Origin of the sequence: Exiguobacterium sp. s143 (assembly GCF_018618895.1) — a bacterium.
Classification (GTDB): Bacteria; Bacillota; Bacilli; order Exiguobacteriales; family Exiguobacteriaceae; genus Exiguobacterium_A; species Exiguobacterium_A abrahamii.
Genome location: NZ_JACSMX010000001.1, coordinates 902,315 through 922,622, shown reverse-complemented (window position 1 = coordinate 922,622; position 20,308 = coordinate 902,315). Strand labels below are relative to the sequence as shown.

The 20,308-nt window shown below is 48.7% G+C and carries 14 protein-coding genes and 1 other annotated feature; all 14 genes read left to right on the top strand.

The features are described from left to right. Positions 1–12: 12 nt before the first annotated feature. The 14 genes from lon to KNQ03_RS04955 all read left to right on the top strand — a co-directional run bounded on the left by lon (position 13) and on the right by KNQ03_RS04955 (position 20,281). Positions 13–2,322, top strand: a complete 2,310-nt coding sequence (gene lon / locus KNQ03_RS05020; RefSeq protein ID WP_023468976.1) for an endopeptidase La — start codon at positions 13–15, stop codon at positions 2,320–2,322. Position 2,323: 1 nt separating this feature from the next. Next, the gene (gene yihA / locus KNQ03_RS05015) at positions 2,324–2,905 is read left to right on the top strand and encodes a ribosome biogenesis GTP-binding protein YihA/YsxC (RefSeq protein WP_214723763.1); all 582 of its coding nucleotides are present in this window, start codon (positions 2,324–2,326) and stop codon (positions 2,903–2,905) included. Between the two features lie 183 nt (positions 2,906–3,088). Then, positions 3,089–6,136 (top strand): hypothetical protein, encoded by a 3,048-nt coding sequence (locus KNQ03_RS05010; protein ID WP_251133469.1) that lies wholly within the window; start codon positions 3,089–3,091, stop codon positions 6,134–6,136. After that, on the top strand, positions 6,137–6,883 hold the full coding sequence (locus tag KNQ03_RS05005; protein ID WP_214723761.1) for a response regulator: 747 nt from the start codon (positions 6,137–6,139) through the stop codon (positions 6,881–6,883). Then, positions 6,883–7,902, top strand: coding sequence for a HEAT repeat domain-containing protein (locus KNQ03_RS05000; protein WP_214723759.1), 1,020 nt, complete (start codon positions 6,883–6,885; stop codon positions 7,900–7,902). Before KNQ03_RS05005 ends, KNQ03_RS05000 begins: the two co-directional genes overlap by 1 nt. Further along, the gene (locus tag KNQ03_RS04995) at positions 7,892–9,325 is read left to right on the top strand and encodes a glycosyltransferase family 2 protein (RefSeq protein ID WP_050677619.1); all 1,434 of its coding nucleotides are present in this window, start codon (positions 7,892–7,894) and stop codon (positions 9,323–9,325) included. Before KNQ03_RS05000 ends, KNQ03_RS04995 begins: the two co-directional genes overlap by 11 nt. Before the next feature lie 27 nt (positions 9,326–9,352). Then, positions 9,353–10,495, top strand: a complete 1,143-nt coding sequence (locus KNQ03_RS04990) for an AI-2E family transporter (RefSeq protein WP_050677618.1) — start codon at positions 9,353–9,355, stop codon at positions 10,493–10,495. Between the two features lie 214 nt (positions 10,496–10,709). After that, positions 10,710–12,050 (top strand): glutamyl-tRNA reductase, encoded by a 1,341-nt coding sequence (gene hemA / locus KNQ03_RS04985; protein WP_029342279.1) that lies wholly within the window; start codon positions 10,710–10,712, stop codon positions 12,048–12,050. Between the two features lie 83 nt (positions 12,051–12,133). Beyond that, the gene (gene hemC, locus KNQ03_RS04980; protein ID WP_023468972.1) at positions 12,134–13,060 is read left to right on the top strand and encodes a hydroxymethylbilane synthase; all 927 of its coding nucleotides are present in this window, start codon (positions 12,134–12,136) and stop codon (positions 13,058–13,060) included. Then, positions 13,050–13,730 carry a uroporphyrinogen-III synthase gene (locus KNQ03_RS04975; RefSeq protein ID WP_214723757.1) on the top strand — a complete coding sequence of 227 codons (681 nt, stop codon included), beginning with the start codon at positions 13,050–13,052 and terminating at the stop codon, positions 13,728–13,730. Before hemC ends, KNQ03_RS04975 begins: the two co-directional genes overlap by 11 nt. Beyond that, entirely contained in the window at positions 13,727–14,716 is a 990-nt protein-coding gene (hemB, locus tag KNQ03_RS04970; RefSeq protein ID WP_023468970.1) for a porphobilinogen synthase, read from the top strand. The genes KNQ03_RS04975 and hemB overlap by 4 nt, the downstream gene beginning before the upstream one ends. Continuing rightward, positions 14,713–16,023, top strand: coding sequence for a glutamate-1-semialdehyde 2,1-aminomutase (hemL, locus tag KNQ03_RS04965; protein ID WP_133207589.1), 1,311 nt, complete (start codon positions 14,713–14,715; stop codon positions 16,021–16,023). Before hemB ends, hemL begins: the two co-directional genes overlap by 4 nt. Before the next feature lie 54 nt (positions 16,024–16,077). After that, positions 16,078–16,307: a binding site (T-box leader), on the top strand. 50 nt (positions 16,308–16,357) lie between these two features. Continuing rightward, entirely contained in the window at positions 16,358–18,994 is a 2,637-nt protein-coding gene (locus KNQ03_RS04960) for a valine--tRNA ligase (protein ID WP_371743234.1), read from the top strand. A gap of 54 nt (positions 18,995–19,048) precedes the next feature. After that, entirely contained in the window at positions 19,049–20,281 is a 1,233-nt protein-coding gene (locus KNQ03_RS04955; RefSeq protein WP_214723755.1) for a bifunctional folylpolyglutamate synthase/dihydrofolate synthase, read from the top strand. Positions 20,282–20,308: the final 27 nt, after the last annotated feature.

Sequence of the window (20,308 nt, the reverse complement as noted above, 5' to 3'; positions counted from 1 at the left end):
GGAGGAATTCGAATGAAGAAAAAACAATATCCACTTTTACCGTTACGCGGTGTCGTTGCGTATCCGTTGATCGGATTGACGATTGATGTCGGGCGTCCGGTATCCTTAAAAGCCTTACTTGCATCAAAGGAACACGAAATTGATCTCGTCGTCGTCACGCAACGTGACCCAGAAGCAGAGCCGTCTGTCGACGGGCTGCACCAGGTTGGTACACTCGTTCAAATCGCGAAGATGAGTGAACTCGGGAATGATACGGTCCGTGTCCGCGTCATCGGGAAGGAACGCGTCCGGATTGAAAACGTCGAGGAGACGGACGAGGGATATCAAGCCGTCATCGAACCAATCGAGAAGATGGACATCAAAGGGGCGAAACAAGAAGCACTTGTTCGTCTGATTAAAGAACAGTTCGGTCAGCTCGTCTCTCGGATCAAAGGAATCGGAACGGATGAACGTCGTCGGTTCGAGACATACGAACGTCTCGACTCATTAACGGACTATATCACGTCGAAGTTACCAATCGATATCTCGAAGAAACAGGAGTTTCTCGAACAACAGGATCCAGTCGAACGAGGGTTGATGTTGCTTGACGTCATGAAGCACGAATATGAAGTCGTCGAACTCGAACGCGAGATGCGTGAACGGACGAAGAAGACGATTGAACAATCGCAACGCGAGTATTACTTGCGGGAACAATTGAAGACGATTCAACAAGAACTCGGTGGCGAGTCGGCTTCTGTTGAAAGTGATGCGACGAAATACCGGGAACAGCTAGCGATGCTTGATTTACCAGAAACGACGGTTGCAAACGTCGAGAAGGAAATCAGTCGTTTAGCGGTCGTACCAGCGACGAGTCCCGAACATGGGGTCATTCGCAACTATCTCGAATGGTTCTTCTCGTTGCCGTGGAATGAAGCAACCGATGATTTCTTGAACGTCTCGGCTGCTTCGGAACAGCTTGAAAAGGACCATTACGGTCTAGAGAAGGTCAAAGAACGGATCCTTGAGTATCTTGCCGTTCGTCAATTAACGGACTCATTACGTGGACCGATTCTCTGTCTATCTGGTCCTCCGGGAGTCGGGAAAACGTCGCTTGCCCGTTCGATTGCAACAGCGCTCGAGCGGAAGTTCGTCCGCGTCTCACTTGGTGGCGTGCGCGACGAAGCGGAGATCCGTGGACATCGCCGGACATATATCGGTGCGATGCCAGGTCGAATCATTCGTGGTTTAAAACAAGCAGGAACGAACAACCCGGTCTTCCTGCTCGATGAGATCGATAAAATGTCAAATGACTTCCGTGGTGACCCGTCGTCCGCGATGCTTGAAGTTCTTGATCCAGAACAAAACAACAGCTTTTCTGATCACTATATCGAAGAACCGTTCGATCTATCGAACGTTCTGTTCATCGCGACAGCGAACGATGTCTCGAATATCCCCGGACCATTGCTCGACCGGATGGAACTGATTCAAATCGGTGGCTATACGGAACAAGAGAAAACGGAAATTGCCGTTCGTCATCTCTTATCGAAGCAACTGGCTGAACATGGTCTGAAAAAGAGTCAATTAACAGTCAAGGCAGACGCGCTAGAAGAAGTCGTCCGGCGTTATACACGAGAAGCCGGTGTCCGGAATCTCGAACGTGTTCTCGGCTCACTTTGCCGGAAAGCAGCGAAACAAATCGCGATGGGTGAGAAGAAACGGGTGACGGTGACAAAACGTAATCTGGATGATTTCTTAGGCAAACCGATCTACCGCTATGGTCAAGGCGAGCTCGAAGATATGATTGGCGCGGTGACTGGTTTAGCGTATACTGCTTTTGGGGGCGATACGTTGACGATCGAAGTCAGCCTTGCTCCGGGTAAAGGGAAATTGCAGTTAACCGGGAAACTCGGTGATGTCATGCAAGAGTCGGCTCAGACCGCTTATAGCTTCGTCCGAGCGAATGCGACGTCCCTTGGCATCGAACCGAATTTCTACGAAACGCAAGACATCCACATCCACGTTCCTGAAGGTGCTGTACCGAAAGATGGTCCATCTGCTGGGATCACACTCGCGACAGCATTGATTTCCGCTTTAACAAAACGTCCGGTTCGCCGGGATGTCGGGATGACAGGTGAAATCACGTTGCGTGGACGTGTCTTACCGATCGGTGGATTAAAGGAGAAGTCACTCGCAGCACATCGTGCGGGCTTGACGACCGTTCTGCTGCCGCAAGACAATACGCGGGACATCGATGATATCCCGGAAAGCGTTCGCGCAGGAATGGAATTCATTCCGGTCGCGACGATGGAGCAAGTGCTCGAACATGCATTAAAAGGAGAGTAACATGAAAATTTATAAAGCTGATTTTATTACGAGTGGCGTCAATCCGGAACATTATCCGGAGCCAATGTTGCCAGAAGTGGCACTCGCAGGGCGATCGAACGTCGGAAAGTCTTCCTTCATCAATAAGCTGGTCCAGCGAAAAGCACTCGCACGGACATCTTCGAAACCAGGTAAGACGCAAACCTTGAACTTCTTCAACATCAATGATGAAGTCATGTTCGTCGATGTACCGGGTTACGGGTATGCGAAAGTCTCGAAGACGGAGCGTGAAGCATGGGGCAAGATGATGGAGAAGTACTTCACGCAACGGGAAATCCTCAAAGGTGTCGTACAGCTCGTCGACATCCGACACGATCCGTCTGCGGATGATGTGACGATGTATGATTTCTTGAAGTATTACGATCTACCGGTCATCGTCGTTGCGACAAAACTCGATAAGATCAAAAAGAGTCAACGTGATAAACATATCGCGGCAATCAAACGTAAATTGCAATTTGACGGTCAAGATACCTTGATTCCTTTCTCATCTGAGACAGGAGAAGGCGTCGATGCCGCATGGGAAGCGATTTATCGTCTACTGTAAAATAACGAAACGTTCTGTTCTCCGGCAATAGGAGAGCAGAACGTTTTTTAATTAGGGTTAAAGTAATCTATAAATAGCATCTAATCATTTCCTTCCATCATTTTTGATTTCCATTATATGAACATTATTTAATTCACGTTACAATGATAGGAACAAATTGTTCTAGTGGGAGGCTATGCCAATATGAGGCGTTATAAATGGACGTTTGCAATCGTCATATTACTTATTCTGACACCATTTGCCATTTGGTTCTTAAAGCAGGAAAAGACATTAAATATCGCGCTATTTGATTATACGAACGGTACAGATGAGCGAGAGCACGCTGGAACGACGTGGTTATTGAATCACTTGAAAATCCGAAATGCGCAAGAGCAAGATTATAAGTATTCGGATTACATTAATCGTTATGACGGTACACAAGGGAAGCAAATGCTACAACAGGCTTCTAAAGCAGATGTGCTGTTGTTTACGGATACGTATGGAAAGTCATATGACGTCAACGGAAAAAAAGAACATCGTGGTGGCTTGACGACGGAAGACGTCGAGCTCGCGACCGAAGCCATTTCGCAAGGGAAAACCGTCGTGGCGGAGTTCAATACGGCGGCAAGTCCGACGTCGGTCGAACGGTCCAATGCGTTTCGTCAATTGTTCGGAACGGCTTGGACAGGATGGATTGGTCGTTTTTTCCCGGATTTAACAAAATTGCAAGGTCTTGAGAAGAACGTCGTAGCTCAATTAAAAGCACAGGCGAAAGAAAAAGAATTTAAACTATCTGGTCCAGGTTATGTCTTCATCAATGACTCAACGGAAAAAGCTTTTTTCGTCAATGATGACACACCATTACTTTATAAATGGGATAAAAACAAGGGCAATGCAAAAGATGAGGTGCGTTATAACTACTGGTTTGAGATTTTAGAGCTAGATGGTGGCGAGCAACAAGCGCATTTTTCTTGGAAACCGTCAAAGCAGACCCAAGCGATGCTTCGGAAATATCAGTTGCCGCTTGAGTTCCCTGCGTATGTTACGCAAGGTAGTGGACACTATTTTGCTGGTGACTATACAGATGTCGCGGACATCCCGCGCTACTATCGATATAGTGGGCTTGATTGGTTCCGTAAACAGTTCATCCTCGATAGTGCAGAGAGTGAATCAGCATTCTTTTGGAAGATTTATGCCCCGACATTGACGCGAATTTTAGAAGATACAAAACGTGTTTCGACGCAAGCTGCAAAAGTAAAACCACTCTCACAAACGAAAGTCGGCAATCAGGAATTACGAACTCGGGCACGAGAAGGACAAGACACGCTTGAGATGTATCAAGATGGCGAATGGAAGCCGTATTTCGTCAAAGGCGTTAACGTCGGACTCGGTCGACCGGGTGCATTTCCCGGGGAACATGCCATCAGTCGTAATGAATACGATCGTTGGCTAAAGGAAATCGGCGAGTTGGGTGTCAATACGATTCGCGTGTATACATTGCATCCTCCTGCTTTTTACGATGCATTAAAAGCGTATAACGAACGGGCGAAGCAACCGATTTATTTGATGCAAGGTATGTGGGTCGAGGAAAAACCATTCGAAGAGTTGAAGAACGCTTTTGAACCAGACTTCTTGAAGATGACCGATACGGAAGCCAAACGAATGGTCGATGTCATTCATGGTAACGCGGTCGTCAAGGAAGTCGTCGGTCATGCTTCCGGAACATATACTTCAGACGTCTCGCAATACGTTTCAGCGTTCGTCTTCGGAATCGAATGGTTACCGGAAGCCGTCGTCGAGACGAATAAAAAGAACAAAGGCACGCGATTCGAAGGGAAATACGTGACGACGACACAAGAGGCGTCACCGTTCGAATCGTGGCTTGCTGGTCGGATGGATACAGCGACAGCACACGAAATCAAAGAGTACGGAACGACTCGACCAATTGGTTCGACGAACTGGCCGACGACGGATCCATTGAAACACCCGAAAGAGGTCGAAGAAGAGCAAGATCTCGTCTCGATCGACTTCAATCATTTAAAAGCAACGAAGGATTTCCCAGGTGGTTTGTTTGCGTCTTATCACATCTATCCGTATTACCCTTCGTTCATCAAGGAAGAATACAGTCAAAAAGCAGATAAGAGCTCTGAATCCTACGCTCGTTATTTGAAAGAAATGAAAGACTATCATGATATGCCGTTACTTGTATCGGAATTCGGTATTCCAAGTTCACGCGGGAAGACACACCTTGGACCGAACGGTTTCGACCAAGGACATGTCAGTGAAAAGAAACAAGGCGAACTCGTCGCGCAGCTCTATCAAGACATCAAGGACGTCAAGACGGCTGGTGGACTGGTCTTCATCTGGCAAGACGAATGGTTCAAACGAACATGGAACACAATGGATTATGACGATGCGGATACCCGTCCACGTTGGTCGAATGTTCAAACAAGTGAACAACATTTCGGGATGCTTGGATTCCTCCGTTCAGACATCATCATTGATGGGAAATTGGATGATTGGAAAGGGTATGCACCAGTAGCTGAAAATAAGGATCGAGCGATTTATATGACTTCCGACGAGGCTTATCTCTACTTACGCATCGACCGGAAGAAAGCAGAGCCGACGACACTTGCACTATCGACGAAACCGAATGATGGGAACACGAAAGTCGGTTCGTTGACGCTTGACGAAGGAGCTGAATACCGCCTGACGATCGATCAGACAGCGCGTATCGATGTCGATGCTCGCTATGACATCTTCCGATACCACTACGGTCTGAAGATGCCGTTTGAGATGGTGAAACCTCCGTCTGATCAAAAAGACAGCGGCAAGTTCGTTCCGATCTATCAAATGCTCGATTATGCAAGACGAGACCCGGTGACGAAAAAAATCGTCAAACCAGCCGTCAAATGGGACACAGGTGTTTTACATGAAGGAGAACCAGATGACATTTTAACGGATATCTCAGATGTCACGAAACCAACCGTTGAACTTCGTATTCCATGGATGGTCTTGAATATGCGTGATCCAAGTAAACATGAAATCATCGGAGACTTCTGGAAAGATGGACTCGAATCGAAGATGATCACGGAAGGAATCGAAGTCACAGGTCAAGTCGGTGAGACACGTATTCCAGAGAAGAATCGTGGTTTCTACAACTGGGCCGAGTGGACGAATCCACAGCAACGGGAAGAATTGAAACCTATCTATCATACGATGAAAAAAGCATTCACTGAGGGAGGAAACTAAATGCGACGTGAAGAGATGTGGAAATTAATCAATCAGTCGTTTGAATCAACAACTCAAGATCGTGAGGTCAGTTCGACGATCGAATGGACGGAAGAGGCTGTCCGAGAATCAACGACGAATACCTTATTCGTACACACGGTCGGACAAATGCCGGAGACGGTCAATGGTCTGATCGAGGAAGGATGGTGCGTGCGGACGGACATCTCTTATGCCGATGTCGTTCTCGCGAGCAAACCCGTCATTGAGGAGCGGATTCCCGTCGTTTACTTTAATACGGAACCCTCTTTCTATGGGTTAGAGAACGCACGTGAAGTTCTGCCGGCGACGCTGTCGAGGGAGCTTGTTCTCGATCGCCTTGCGCGTTATAAGAAGATCCATCATATCGCAGACGTTGTCGTCGTAACGGAAGATCCGCATATCCGTCGGATGATGGAACGGGAATTGACGGACCGTTTCGAACGCTTCATGACGTTCGAGCGAGCGGAGACGTTCCTTGATGAGTATGTAGCATCCCGTCCGTACTTACTCGTGTTCACGTCCGCATTGCCGCGAGCAGATGGATTGGAATTACTGCTGCGAGCGAAACAACAGAGTGTCGCACCATTCCAATCGATGATGATCTCGATGTATAACCGCGAACGTGATCATGTCCTAGCGATTGATCGTGGTGTTGATTACATCATGACGCTTCCACTGAAAATCGAAGAGTTCCGTGCGTGGATTCGCAAAGTCGAGGACGGCCGATGATGCAGGCGATTCTAGTATTCATCGTCGTACTCATCTTCTTACAAGGTGGAGCGTTGATCTATCTTGTCGTTCAAAAACGAAAACGCGCCAATCGTGAGCATGCGCGTCGCGATTGGCAGCTTGCCTTTCGAGATGACATCTATGACTATGCGACAAGTGAACGTCAAGACATGCCAACGATTCAAAAAGGAAACGAAGATTTAGCGGAGCTTGAATTGTTCGCGTTGTCTAACTTGACGGCAACGCCGGTGCATCTTGAACGTATACAAGCTTTCGTCGCTTCTAATATGCAAGCGTATTATGAGCAACAATTGAAGCATCGGCGGATTGATCGTCGCTTGAACGCCTATGAAGCCGTTTCTCAATTCCGTTTGGTCGCAGTCGCACCGATGATTCATGCCCGTTGGGGAAAGGCAATTGAAAAAGAGGAGAGCGATGTCATCGTCCGGACACTTGTCTCCTTATCCCCGCAAGATGCGATTGCGATTGCTAAACAAGAAAATGATATCAGCTTCTTTGGTGCGATTCTTGCGATCGGTCGTAGTCACGACTTACAAGAATGGGTCACATCGTTCGATGAACTTACACTATCGTTTCGACTAGCAATACTCCAGTTGATCTTTGATCGAGATGAGACACGTTATATCGCGCTCGTACGCGATAAAACGACTGATAAGAATCCAGAAGTCCGAAAGCGAGCCCTTCGCGCGCTCACACGGATTGGACTTGAGGAAGACTGGAAATTGTATGTGCCTTACTTGGAAGAAGAATCAAGTTGGGTTGAGCAAATGCTTGCCCTTCGTTTCTTAGAGCACGTCGTTCCAGATGATGCGATACCAGCGATCCTGCCGTTTGTCGGCAGTCGATCATGGTGGGTCCGGACGGCAGCCTTTGATGCGTTACTTGCTTGTGGTGGGATCGAACAGTTGGCGAAGGTTTCAAGTACACACCCCGACCGCTATGCGCGTCAAAAAGCGACCGAACGGTTGGCAAAGGAGATGAAGCATCATGTCGTCTGAGACAATCCAAGCCATTATTGAAGTCCTCTCATGGACAGTATTGATCTATATGTTACTCGTCATCGTATTCTATTCGACGCTGTATCTGATTTCTGCTCAGATGGTGCGACGGCAACGGTTCCGCCGAAAAGAAAGCTCCTATTTACCATTGATGCGGTCTCTCTATACACGACCGGTCAGTATCCTTGTTCCAGCCTATAATGAAGAATATACGATCGTCTCAAGTGTCCAAGCCTTGCTAGCCCTTGACTACCCAGAGCATGAGGTACTCGTCATTAACGATGGTTCAAAAGACGGAACAATGGATGAGCTGTTTCGCGCGTATGAGTTAGAAAAAGAAATTCAATATCCACGTATCTTGATTGGTTCAAAGCCGGTCAAACAAGTCTACCGTTCCCGCATTGATAGTCGTTTGATTGTCATCGATAAAGAGAATGGTGGAAAGGCAGATGCCTTGAATGCTGGTATTGATTACTCGAGTTATCCGTATTTCTGTTCGCTCGACGCGGATTCGATTTTAGAGCGCGATGCGTTATTAAAAGTCATGAAACCGATCGTTGAGTCAGATGAAGAAGTCGTCGCGACGTGTGGTTCGATCTTCCTCGTTAACGGTTGTACGATTGAAGGCGGCGAAATCGTCGAGATTCGGACACCGAAGCAACGGATCGTCCTGATGCAGATGATCGAGTATTTCCGAGCATTCTTGTTCGGTCGCCTTGGTCTTAGTCGTTTCAATATCTTATTGATCGTCTCCGGCGCCTTCGGATTGTTCCAAAAGAACATCGTCGTACAGGCTGGTGGATATAAAGAAGGTCTCGTCGGTGAGGACATGGAGCTTGTCGTCCGCTTACACCGGTACATGAAGGAAAATAAGCTCGATAAACGTATCGAGTACGTTCCGGCGCCGGTCTGCTGGACACAGGCTCCTGAGTCGATGGAAGTGTTACGGTCACAGCGAACACGTTGGCATCGTGGTCTTGCTGAGACGTTGTGGACGCATAAACGAATGATTGGCAATCCGAAATATGGTTCTGTTGGTAGCGTCTCGATGTTGTATTTCTTTTTAATTGAACTACTCGGACCAATCGTCGAACTGATCGGTTATTTCATCATTCCGCTCAACCTACTCGTCGGTACACTCAACTTTGAATTTGGGATCGTCTTGCTGGTTGTCGCTTTACTCTATGGTTCCCTATTGTCAGCAGGTGCCGTATTATTGGAAGAGTGGACGATGCACCGATTCAAGAACGTCAAGGAATTGATTCGGTTGTATCTATGGTCCTTAACCGAGTCGTTCTGGTACCGTCCGATTCTCGTCTTCTTCAAGCTAGGAGGATTGATTCAATTCTTGACTGGTCGAGGAAACTGGGGTCAGATGGAGCGTCAGCGTCTCGAAGACGTCACCGAGGAAAAAGTCGGCTGACGAATAGGTATGAGGGGGATAAGTTAGGTGGAGTTGTTACGAAACAAGTGGTTTAAAGCATTAATCTGGATATTAGTGATTTTTCTCGTCATCTGGGTTGGAACGAAAATTTCATTTTTATTCCAGCCAATTCGTGTCATGTTAGCCTTGATCTTCCCGCCATTGATCATCGCAGGGATCTTCTATTACTTTACGCTTGGCATCGTGGACGCACTACAAAAACGAGTCAAGAAGCGTGGTCTTGCCGTGCTAATCGTCTTGCTTGGTTTCATTTCGATCCTGACGATTGCGGTTGCATCAATCGGACCCATCTTAGTCGAACAGGTGACGGATTTTGCGACGAGCATTCCGACACTCGTCGTTGAATTGCGTGATCAGACTTTAAATTTACGCGATCAATTGATGAACAACCGATTCATCTCGACATGGGTTCACGAGAACACGGACTTGTTTGACAAGTGGACGAATGAAGCAACATCGTATATCGGTACAGTCTTTAAGTCTGTCTCGACGTCTGTCGGAACGATTTTCGGTGTCATCTCTTCGACCGTTTTAATCATCGTCTTAGTACCGTTCATCTTAGTTTACATGTTGCTTGACGGCTATAAGTTTCCGGATTCCGTCGTGAAGCTGTTGCCGAAAAGCTATGAAACAGAAACGCGTAAAATCTTGCACGACATGCACGTGACAGTGAAGCATTATGTCAATGGACAGGTCATCGTCTCGATCTGTGTCGGTCTCATGTCATTGATTGGCTTCTTCATCGCAGATATTCAATATGCGTTACTGCTTGCCTTATTCTGTACGGTCACGAACATCATTCCGTATCTTGGTCCCTACATCGGTGCCGTACCGGCGGTCATCGTCGGGTTCATCGATGATCCGATCAAAGCCGTCTATGCGATCATCACGATCGTCGTCGCGCAGCAAATCGAGTCGAACTTGATTTCTCCTTATGTCCAAGGAAAGACACTCAAGGTTCATCCGTTGACGATCATCATCGTCTTGCTCGTTGCTGGGAAAATCGGTGGAATCATCGGTGTCATCTTGGCGGTTCCAACATACGCCGTTTCAAAAGTCGTCGTTCAAAATATCGCTCGGATCTATCGTTTACGTCAGCAGCGTCTCGACGTACCGGACGTGACGGTATCACCTGAATCCTTGAAGTAAAGTGTAACCCTCTGCTCTTTTTAGGAGCAGAGGGTTTGTGATTTTCATGTGAGAGGGATAAGGTAGAAGAAGAGAAAAAATGAAGAAGATTTCACAACTTCGACTCATTTTAGTTTATAAATTGATTGGAATCTTTTTTATAATGGTTATAATGTAGGATAGAGAACGAAAAGATAGATCGGAACGAAATCTTTGGACGTAAGGGGTAGAGCGCATGCATATCGTAGTGGTCGGCTTGAATAACAAAACAGCGCCTGTATCAATACGCGAACAAGTCTCATTTGGGGAGCATGAGATGAAGGGAGCGGTCGTCGCATTGCGCGATGAAAAAAGTATTTTTGAAAGTGTCATCGTCTCGACATGTAATCGGACGGAACTGTACGTCGTGACGGATCAGCCACATACAGGACGGTATTATACGAAACGTTTCCTTGCAAACTGGTTCGGTTTGACGATGGAAGAACTCGAGCCGTATCTCTTCATTCATGAAGGGTTCGATGCGATGAAGCATCTGTTCCGCGTGACAAGTGGGCTTGATTCGATGATCGTCGGTGAAACGCAGATTCTTGGTCAAGTCAAGACAAGCTTCTTCATGGCGCAAAAGCTTGAAACGACAGGAACGGTCTTCAATAAACTCTTCAAAGAAGCGGTCACGCTCGCCAAACGGGCTCACGCAGAAACTGGAATCGGTGAAAATGCCGTTTCTGTCAGTGCTGCAGCTGTCACGCTTGCCGAACAGTTACTCGGATCGCTTGAAGATAAATCAATCGTCGTCATCGGTGCGGGAGAAACCGGCGAATTGACGACGCTTAACCTATATGAAGCAGGGGCACGCGATATCACGGTCTTTAACCGGACGTTAGCTAAAGCAGAAGAGGTCGCGAATCGGTTCGAAGGATCGGCACATTCGATTAACGAGATGCAGTGCGGTTTGCTTCGGGCAGACATCGTCATCTCTTCAACGGGTGCCAAACGGGCCATCATCAAACGCGAAGACATCGCGGCTGCACAGCTGTTCCGTCACGATCGTCCATTCCTCTTGATCGATATCGCCGTACCACGCGACATCGAACCGACCGTCGGTGACTTGCCAGGTGTTCATTTGTATGATGTCGATGATCTGACATCGATCGTCCAACAAAATATGGCGGAACGAATGAAGGAAGCGGCGAAGATCGAACAACGGATTGAAGCGGCAATCGCTGAGTTCGAAGGTTGGATGACGACACTTGGTGTCGTACCGATCATCACGGAATTACGAGACCAGGCGTTACGCATTCAACAAGAAACGATGCAAAGCTTGGAACGGAAATTACCGGAGATGTCGAAACGTGAAAAAACAGTCATTGGCAAACACATGAAATCAATCATCAACCAGTTGTTGCGTGAACCGTTGTCTTATATTAAAGATGCGGCAGCGAAGCCAGATGCCGATGAGCGGATTGCGCAGTTCATGGATACGTTCGCACTTAACGAAGACTTGTTCGAAGGGCTCGAAGATGACGTGATGACATCAGAAGAGACGACACCTTCCGCAAAAGCTGTGAACCGGTGAACAAAGCACGATTTGTGTTACAATAGAAAATGCATGGGGCGGACTTGTGCCGCCCCTTTATCATTGTACAGGGGGATTTTAGCATGCGAAAAATCATTGTTGGATCGCGAAGCTCGAAGCTAGCGATGACACAGACGAAATGGGTCATTGACCAGTTGAAACAAGCCGGCGCGCCGTATGAGTTCGAAATCAAGAACATCATCACAAAAGGGGACCGTATTTTGGATGTGACGCTCTCGAAAGTCGGCGGTAAAGGATTATTCGTAAAAGAGATCGAGCAACAGATGATTGACGAAGAAATCGATTTTGCCGTTCACAGCATGAAGGATCTACCTTCTGAATTACCGGACGGTCTCATCATCGGTGCAACACCAGCGCGTGTCGATGCGCGTGATGCCTTGATTACGAAAACAGGCGAAGGTCTTGCTTCCTTGCCGGAAGGTGCGGTTGTCGGTACGAGTAGCTTACGTCGTGGCTCGCAATTGCTAAAACTCCGCCCTGATTTAAAAATCGAATCGATTCGTGGAAACATCGACACACGACTCGATAAATTAAAGAATGGTCCGTTTGACGGGATCCTACTCGCAGCAGCTGGTCTACAACGGATGGGTTGGTCTGAAGACGTCGTCTCGGAATATCTCTCGACAGATGACATGATTCCAGCCGTCGGTCAAGGAATCCTCGGTATCGAATGTCGCGAACATGACCAAGAAGTACGTGATCTCTTGCACCTGATCCATGATCAGATGACAGAAAAAGTAGCTTACGCAGAGCGCGCTTTCTTAGCGGCGATCGAAGGTAGTTGTCACGTTCCGGTCGGTGGATTTGCAACGATCAACGAAGACATGTCAACGACACTCGTCGGATTCATTGGATCCGTCGATGGAGAGCAAATCCTACTCGAGCGCGAATCAGGTCTAGACCCGATGCAACTCGGTCAAGATGTTGCCGAACGTCTGCTTGCTTCGGGCGGTCGTGAGATTCTCGCGACACTTCCGGATGACTTGTAAGCAGGTACTCTTCACGGGCAGCCGACCACCGACGACCGAGCAGATGGCGCGACTGCGCGCCGTCGCGATCGAGTCAGTGCATTATCCTGTCATTGAAACGCGACCGGTTTCGTTTACATTGCCGAAGGGAATTGATTGGCTCATCGTGACGAGTCCGAATGGTGTCCACCGGATTGCTGATGCGTTGCCTGAATTAGCAGAAACGCGTATCGCGGTCGTCGGACGAAAGACGGCAGACGCACTTGCGAAGTACGGTCGAACAGCAGACTTCTGTCCGTCGACCTTTACAGGAGACGCACTCGTCGCAGAACTCGGACCACACTTGTCTGACGGCGATCATATCGTCTTTGCACGAGGGAACCGATCCCGGCAAGCACCGGTCGATCAGTTACGAAAACTGAATCGATATACGGTCGAAGATATCATCACGTATGAAACCGTCACCCGTCGGCTACCTGAAGCACTTGTCAGAACTGCCGCCTATATTGGACTGCAGAGTCCTTCCGCTGTCGAAGCGATTGCTCCATTATCCCCACAGACGACGTTCATCGTCATTGGGACGATTACGGAGCAAGCAGCAAAAGCAGCCGGACTTCAACCGATCCATGTCGCCCGTGAATTCACGGTAGACGGCATGATTGATCGTATCATTGAGGAGGAATCAGCATGAACACATTAGAATACGCACGTCACCGTCGTTTGCGTCATACCGCATCACTCCGGTCACTCGTCCGCGAGAATCAATTGCATAAATCAGATTTGATTTATCCGATCTTCGTCGCTGAAGGCGAAGATATCAAACGCGAAGTCAGCTCGATGCCTGGCGTCTTCAACTTATCACTCGATCACTTGACGGCTGAAATCGAAGAAGTCGTTGCACTTGGAATCGAATCCGTCATCTTATTCGGTGTTCCGCACGACCATTTAAAAGACGAGCAAGGATCAGGTGCGTTTCACGATCATGGGATCGTTCAAGAAGCGACACGTCTCGTTAAGAAGGTTGCACCGCAGCTAACGGTCATTGCCGACACATGCTTATGTGAATATACGTCAACGGGTCACTGCGGTATCGTCGCCGATGGTACGGTTGATAATGATGCATCATTACCGCTCCACGTCAAGACAGCGATCTCGCAAGCACGGGCGGGTGCTGACGTCATCGCTCCATCATCAATGATGGACGGATTCGTCGCAGCGATTCGCCAAGGGTTGGACGAGAATGGCTTCAGCCATATTCCTGTCATGAGCTACGGCGTTAAATATGCGTCTGCTTATTATGGTCCATTCCGTGATGCGGCAAACTCCGCACCAGGAGAAGGCGACCGGAAAGGCTACCAAATGGATCCAGCGAACCGTCGTGAAGCGTTCCGTGAAGCAACAGCGGACGTCGATCAAGGAGCTGACTTCATGATCGTCAAACCAGCGCTCGCTTTCATGGATATCATTCGTGATGTGCGTGAACGAATCGATTTACCGATCGTCGCCTATAACGTATCGGGTGAGTATGCCATGGTGAAAGCAGCAGCCTTGAACGGCTGGATCGACGAAGAACGAATCGTCCTTGAGACGATGCTTGGCTTTAAACGAGCAGGCGCTGATTTAATCATCACCTATTTCGCAAAAGACATTTGTCGTTACCTGGAGGGGTCGAAATGAGCTTAATTAACCAGAACTCAAAATCAAAAGCAGCATTCGAGCGGGCGCTCCCGCTCATGCCGGGTGGCGTCAACAGCCCGGTTCGTGCTTATAAATCGGTCGGGATGACACCGATTTTCGCAGATCATGCGAAAGGATCGAAGCTCTATGATATCGACGGAAAAGAGTATATCGATTACGTCTTGTCATGGGGACCGATGATTCTCGGCCATGCCGATCCAATCGTCACGTCAGCGATCCAAGAACAAGCGACACGTGGCTGGAGCTACGGGACACCAACGGAAATCGAATCAGCGATGGCTGAAGTCGTCATTAGTCGGGTGCCGTCAGTCGAAGTCGTCCGGATGGTCAACTCAGGGACAGAAGCGACGATGGCTGCCCTTCGTCTCGCACGCGGCTATACAGGTCGGACGAAAATCCTCAAATTCGAAGGCTGTTACCATGGTCACGGCGACTCGCTCTTGATCAAAGCAGGGTCAGGTGTCGCGACACTCGGACTACCGGATTCACCAGGCGTTCCAGCGCAAATCGCGAGCATGACGCTGACGGTTCCTTATAACGATTTAGACGCTGTTCGGATTGCCTTTGAAAAACATGGCGACGATATCGCGGGTGTCATCGTCGAACCGGCTGCTGGGAACATGGGCTTCGTGCCACCAGAACCGGGATTCCTCGAAGGATTACGGGAAATCACGTCGGAAAACGGCGCCTTACTGATCTTTGACGAAGTCATGACTGGTTTCCGTGTCGGATTCCACTGTGCACAAGGACATTTCGGTGTCACACCGGACATCACGTGTCTCGGTAAAGTCATCGGCGGCGGAATGCCAGTCGGTGCTTACGGCGGACGTCGCGACATTATGGAACAGATTGCACCACAAGGTCCAATCTATCAAGCGGGTACGTTATCCGGGAACCCACTCGCGATGGCAGCGGGTCTAGCGACACTGACACAATTGAAACCAGAACACTATGAAGAGTTCGACCGGAAAGCGAGCCGTCTGTCAGAAGGCTACCTGAACGCTGCAGCGAAATATAACATTCCGCTGACGACGAACCGCGCAGGTGCGATGTTCGGTGTCTTCTTTACGGATGAACGCGTCACGAACTTCGAAAAAGCGAAAACATCGAACCTTGAGATGTTCCGTTCGTATTATCAAAAGATGGCGGCGCGTGGTGTCTTCTTACCACCGTCACAATTCGAAGGTCTCTTCCTGTCAATCGCCCATACGGACGAAGACATCGAACGGACAATTGAAGCCGTCGAATTGACGTTCCAAGAACTCCAAGTTGAATTTGGTCGTTAAGCAGTTCTTGACGATTACTTGAAGTCTCGGCTAAAATGAGTAAAGAAGAAAATGGCAACAGCGATGACGGGAAGAGTAGTCCTGTATTCGTACCGGCGTAGAGAACACATCCTTGGCTGAAAGATGTGACGGGCGAACAGGAGGAAGGTCACCCCACGAGCTGGTATCGTGAGTCTTACGAGCGATATCCGTCCTCCACACGTTACGTGGCTCGAGGGCATCCGATTATGGATGAACTAAGGTGGTACCGCGGAAAAAAGCAACGGCTTTCTTTCGTCCTTAGCATAGGACGAGAGAAGCCGTTTTTATTATGGACAAAAAGGGAGCGATCAGGATGCAGGAATTATCAATGCCAACGAAGTATGATCCGCAGGCAACGGAAGAAAAATGGTACGACTTTTGGGTGAAAGGTGACTATTTCAAAGCCGACCAGGATCCAGAGAAAGAGCCATATACGATCGTCATTCCACCACCGAACGTCACAGGTAAATTGCACCTTGGTCACGCGTGGGACACGACGTTACAAGACATGCTGACACGGATGAAGCGAATGCAAGGCTTTGACGTCCTTTATCTACCAGGAATGGACCATGCCGGTATCGCGACGCAAGCAAAAGTCGAACAAAAACTGCGGGCAGAAGGACAATCACGTCTTGAAATGGGTCGTGAGAAATTCCTCGAGCAATCATGGGCATGGAAAGAAGAGTACGCGTCAACGATCCGTGCACAATGGGCAAAACTTGGTCTCGGACTCGATTATTCGCGTGAACGCTTCACGCTTGACGAAGGATTGTCAGAAGCGGTTCAAGAAGTCTTCGTGAAACTTTACGAAAAAGGTTTAATCTACCGCGGCGAATACATCGTTAACTGGGACCCAGCGACGAAAACAGCGATCTCGGATATCGAAGTCATCTACAAGGATATCGAAGGTGCGTTCTATCACTTCAGCTATCCACTAACGGACGGTTCAGGTCACGTTGAACTAGCGACGACACGTCCTGAGACGATGCTCGGTGACACAGCGATCGCCGTGAACCCGAAGGATGAGCGTTATGCTCACCTCGTCGGAAAAACAATCACGTTACCAATCGTTGGTCGCGAGATTCCGATTGTTGCCGATGACTATGTCGACATGGAGTTCGGTACAGGTGTCGTTAAGATCACACCAGCGCACGACCCGAACGACTTCGAAGTCGGTAACCGTCACGAGTTACCACGTGTCCTCGTCATGAATGAAGATGGAACGATGAACGAGAACGCAGGGAAATACGAAGGTATGGATCGCTTCGAATGCCGGAAACAAATCGTTGAAGATTTAAAAGCAGAAGGTGTTCTAATCAAAATCGAACCACACTTGCACTCTGTCGGTCACTCGGAGCGTTCAGACGCGATCGTTGAGCCGTATCTTTCACTCCAATGGTTCGTCAAAATGGAACCACTCGCGCAAAAAGCACTCGAGGAACAACAAGGACCAGACAAGGTCAACTTCGTTCCACAACGCTTTGAAAACACGTATGTGCGCTGGATGGAAAACATCCGTGACTGGTGTGTCAGCCGTCAACTCTGGTGGGGACACCGGATTCCGGCTTGGTACCATAAAGAAACAGGCGAAGTCTACGTTGGTAAGGAAGCACCAGCCGATATCGAGAACTGGGAGCAAGACAACGATGTCCTCGATACGTGGTTCTCTTCAGCGCTTTGGCCGTTCTCAACGATGGGATGGCCGAACACGGACGCAGCGGATTATCAAAAATACTTCCCGACATCGACACTCGTTACGGGTTATGACATCATCGCTTTCTGGGTATCACGGATGATCTTCCAATCGTATGAATTTACAGGACAACGTCCATTCCAAGACGTCTTGATCCACGGATTGATTCGTGATTCGGAAGGACGCAAGATGTCAAAATCACTCGGTAACGGAATCGACCCGATGGATGTCATCGAGAAATACGGTGCCGATTCTCTTCGTTGGTTCTTAACGACAGGATCAACGCCAGGGAACGACCTCCGCTTCTACTGGGAAAAGATCGAAGCAACATGGAACTTCTCGAACAAACTGTGGAACGCAAGCCGTTTTGCCTTGATGAACATGGATGGTCTAACGTTTGATCAGATCGATTTGACAGGCGAGAAGTCACTCGCAGATAAATGGATTCTGACACGCTTACAGACGACGATCGACGATGTGACGCGTCTGTCGGACAAATATGAGTTTGGTGAAGCGGGACGTATTCTCTATCACTTCATCTGGGAAGACTTCTGTAACTGGTACATCGAGATGGCGAAATTACCGCTCAACGGGGAAGATGAAGCAGCGAAGCAGACGACGCGTTCGGTTCTTGCCTATACGCTCGACCGGATCATGCGTCTGATGCATCCGTTCATGCCGTTCATCACGGAAGAAATCTGGCAACACTTACCGCATGAAGGTGAGACGATCACACGTGCCGCGTGGCCAACACACGAGGCATCACTCGACTTCCCGGAAGCTGTTCCAGCATTTGAAGCGGTTCAGAACGTCATCCGTTCGGTTCGTAACATCCGCGCGGAAGTGAACGCACCGATGTCGAAACAGATCCAACTGTTCATCTCGACGAATGACGCACGTGTTCAAGACGACTTGTCGTCAAACAGCTCGTACTTGCAAAAGTTCACGAACGCGTCTGAACTCCGGATCGAAGAGCAGATGCCAGCGCCAGAAAAAGCAATGAGTGCGATCGTGACGGGAGCAGAATTGTTCATCCCACTCGCGGACTTGATCAACATCGAGGAAGAAATCGCGCGCTTGAATAAAGAACTCGTCAAGTATACGAAAGAAGTCGAACGGGTCGAGAAAAAACTCAACAACCCTGGCTTCGTCGGCAAAGCACCAGCACATGTCATTGATGAAGAAAAAGCGAAGGCACTTGATTATACGGAAAAACGTCAAGCTGTCGAAGCACGCATCAACGAACTCTCACACTAATTACAGCAGTGGCTCAAGTCTCCTTGAGCCACTTTTTTTAAAGGAGCGAACAGCATGAGGACGCGAGAAGATGTATTGGAATGGTTATCGAGCTTACTAGCATTCGGCGTCAAACCGGGTCTTGAACGGATGCAGGCGATGTTACTGGAATTACAGATTGACCCAGACGCGATTCCGACGATTCATGTCGCTGGCACGAACGGAAAAGGATCGACGGTTGCGTTCTTACGTGAGATGGGAATTGCGGAAGGATTACGAATCGGGACGTTTACGTCGCCGTATATCATTCAGTTCGAGGAACGGATCATGTTGAACGGGGTGCCGATTGCAGAAGACGATCTCGTCGCAGCTGCGATCGCCGTTCAAGCGGCCATCGGGCGCATCGATCCGGCACTCGGTACGGTTACTGAGTTCGAGGCATTAACAGGACTTGCATTCTATTATTTTGATCAGATTCGTCCCGATTTCGTCATCTATGAAGTCGGTCTCGGTGGACTGTATGATTCGACGAACGTCTTCAAGAAGCCGGTCGCAGCAATCATCACGTCGATCGGACACGATCACCAAGCGATTCTCGGAGATACGCTCCAAGAGATTGCTTTACAAAAGTTCGGCATCATCAAACAAGGGACACCGGTCATCGCCGGGAAACTGCAAGAAGAGCTGACGGTGCCGTTAATGGCGTATTGCGGGGACCGGAATGCGACGTTGAAATGGAGTCAGGAAGCCATCATTCGTTACCGCTTAAAAGAGACGGGGACCTGGGCGACATATGATGGAATACCAGAGACACGCTTAGGGCTCGAAGGTCATCATCAAGTCCATAATGCGGCGAATGCCGTCATTTGTGCGCGGCGACTTGGGTGGTCGAAAGCGGCAATCCGAAAAGGATTACGGGAGGCAAAACATCCGGGACGGTTTGAGATCATCTCGCGCAAACCACGGATCATTCTCGATGGTGCACATAATCCGGAAGGCATCACGGCACTCGTTGAACGGTTAAAAGAGGAATCAAAACCCGTGACGTTACTCTGTTCGATTTTGCGTGACAAAGACCGGACGGCGATGCTAACGCAGTTACGTAGCATTACGCCAGATATTTACGAGACGACATTTGATTTTCCACGAGCTCGGACGATAGAGGAGTTAAAGCAAGATGGCGCCAATGTAACGACGGTCGAAGCGTTTTTCGATCAATTAGAGATGGACCGGACATACGTCTTGACGGGATCACTCTATTTCATTAGTGAAGTACGTCATTATCACGCTTCCATTTTTACAAAATAGGGAAAATCCGCATTCTCTCGTTATAAT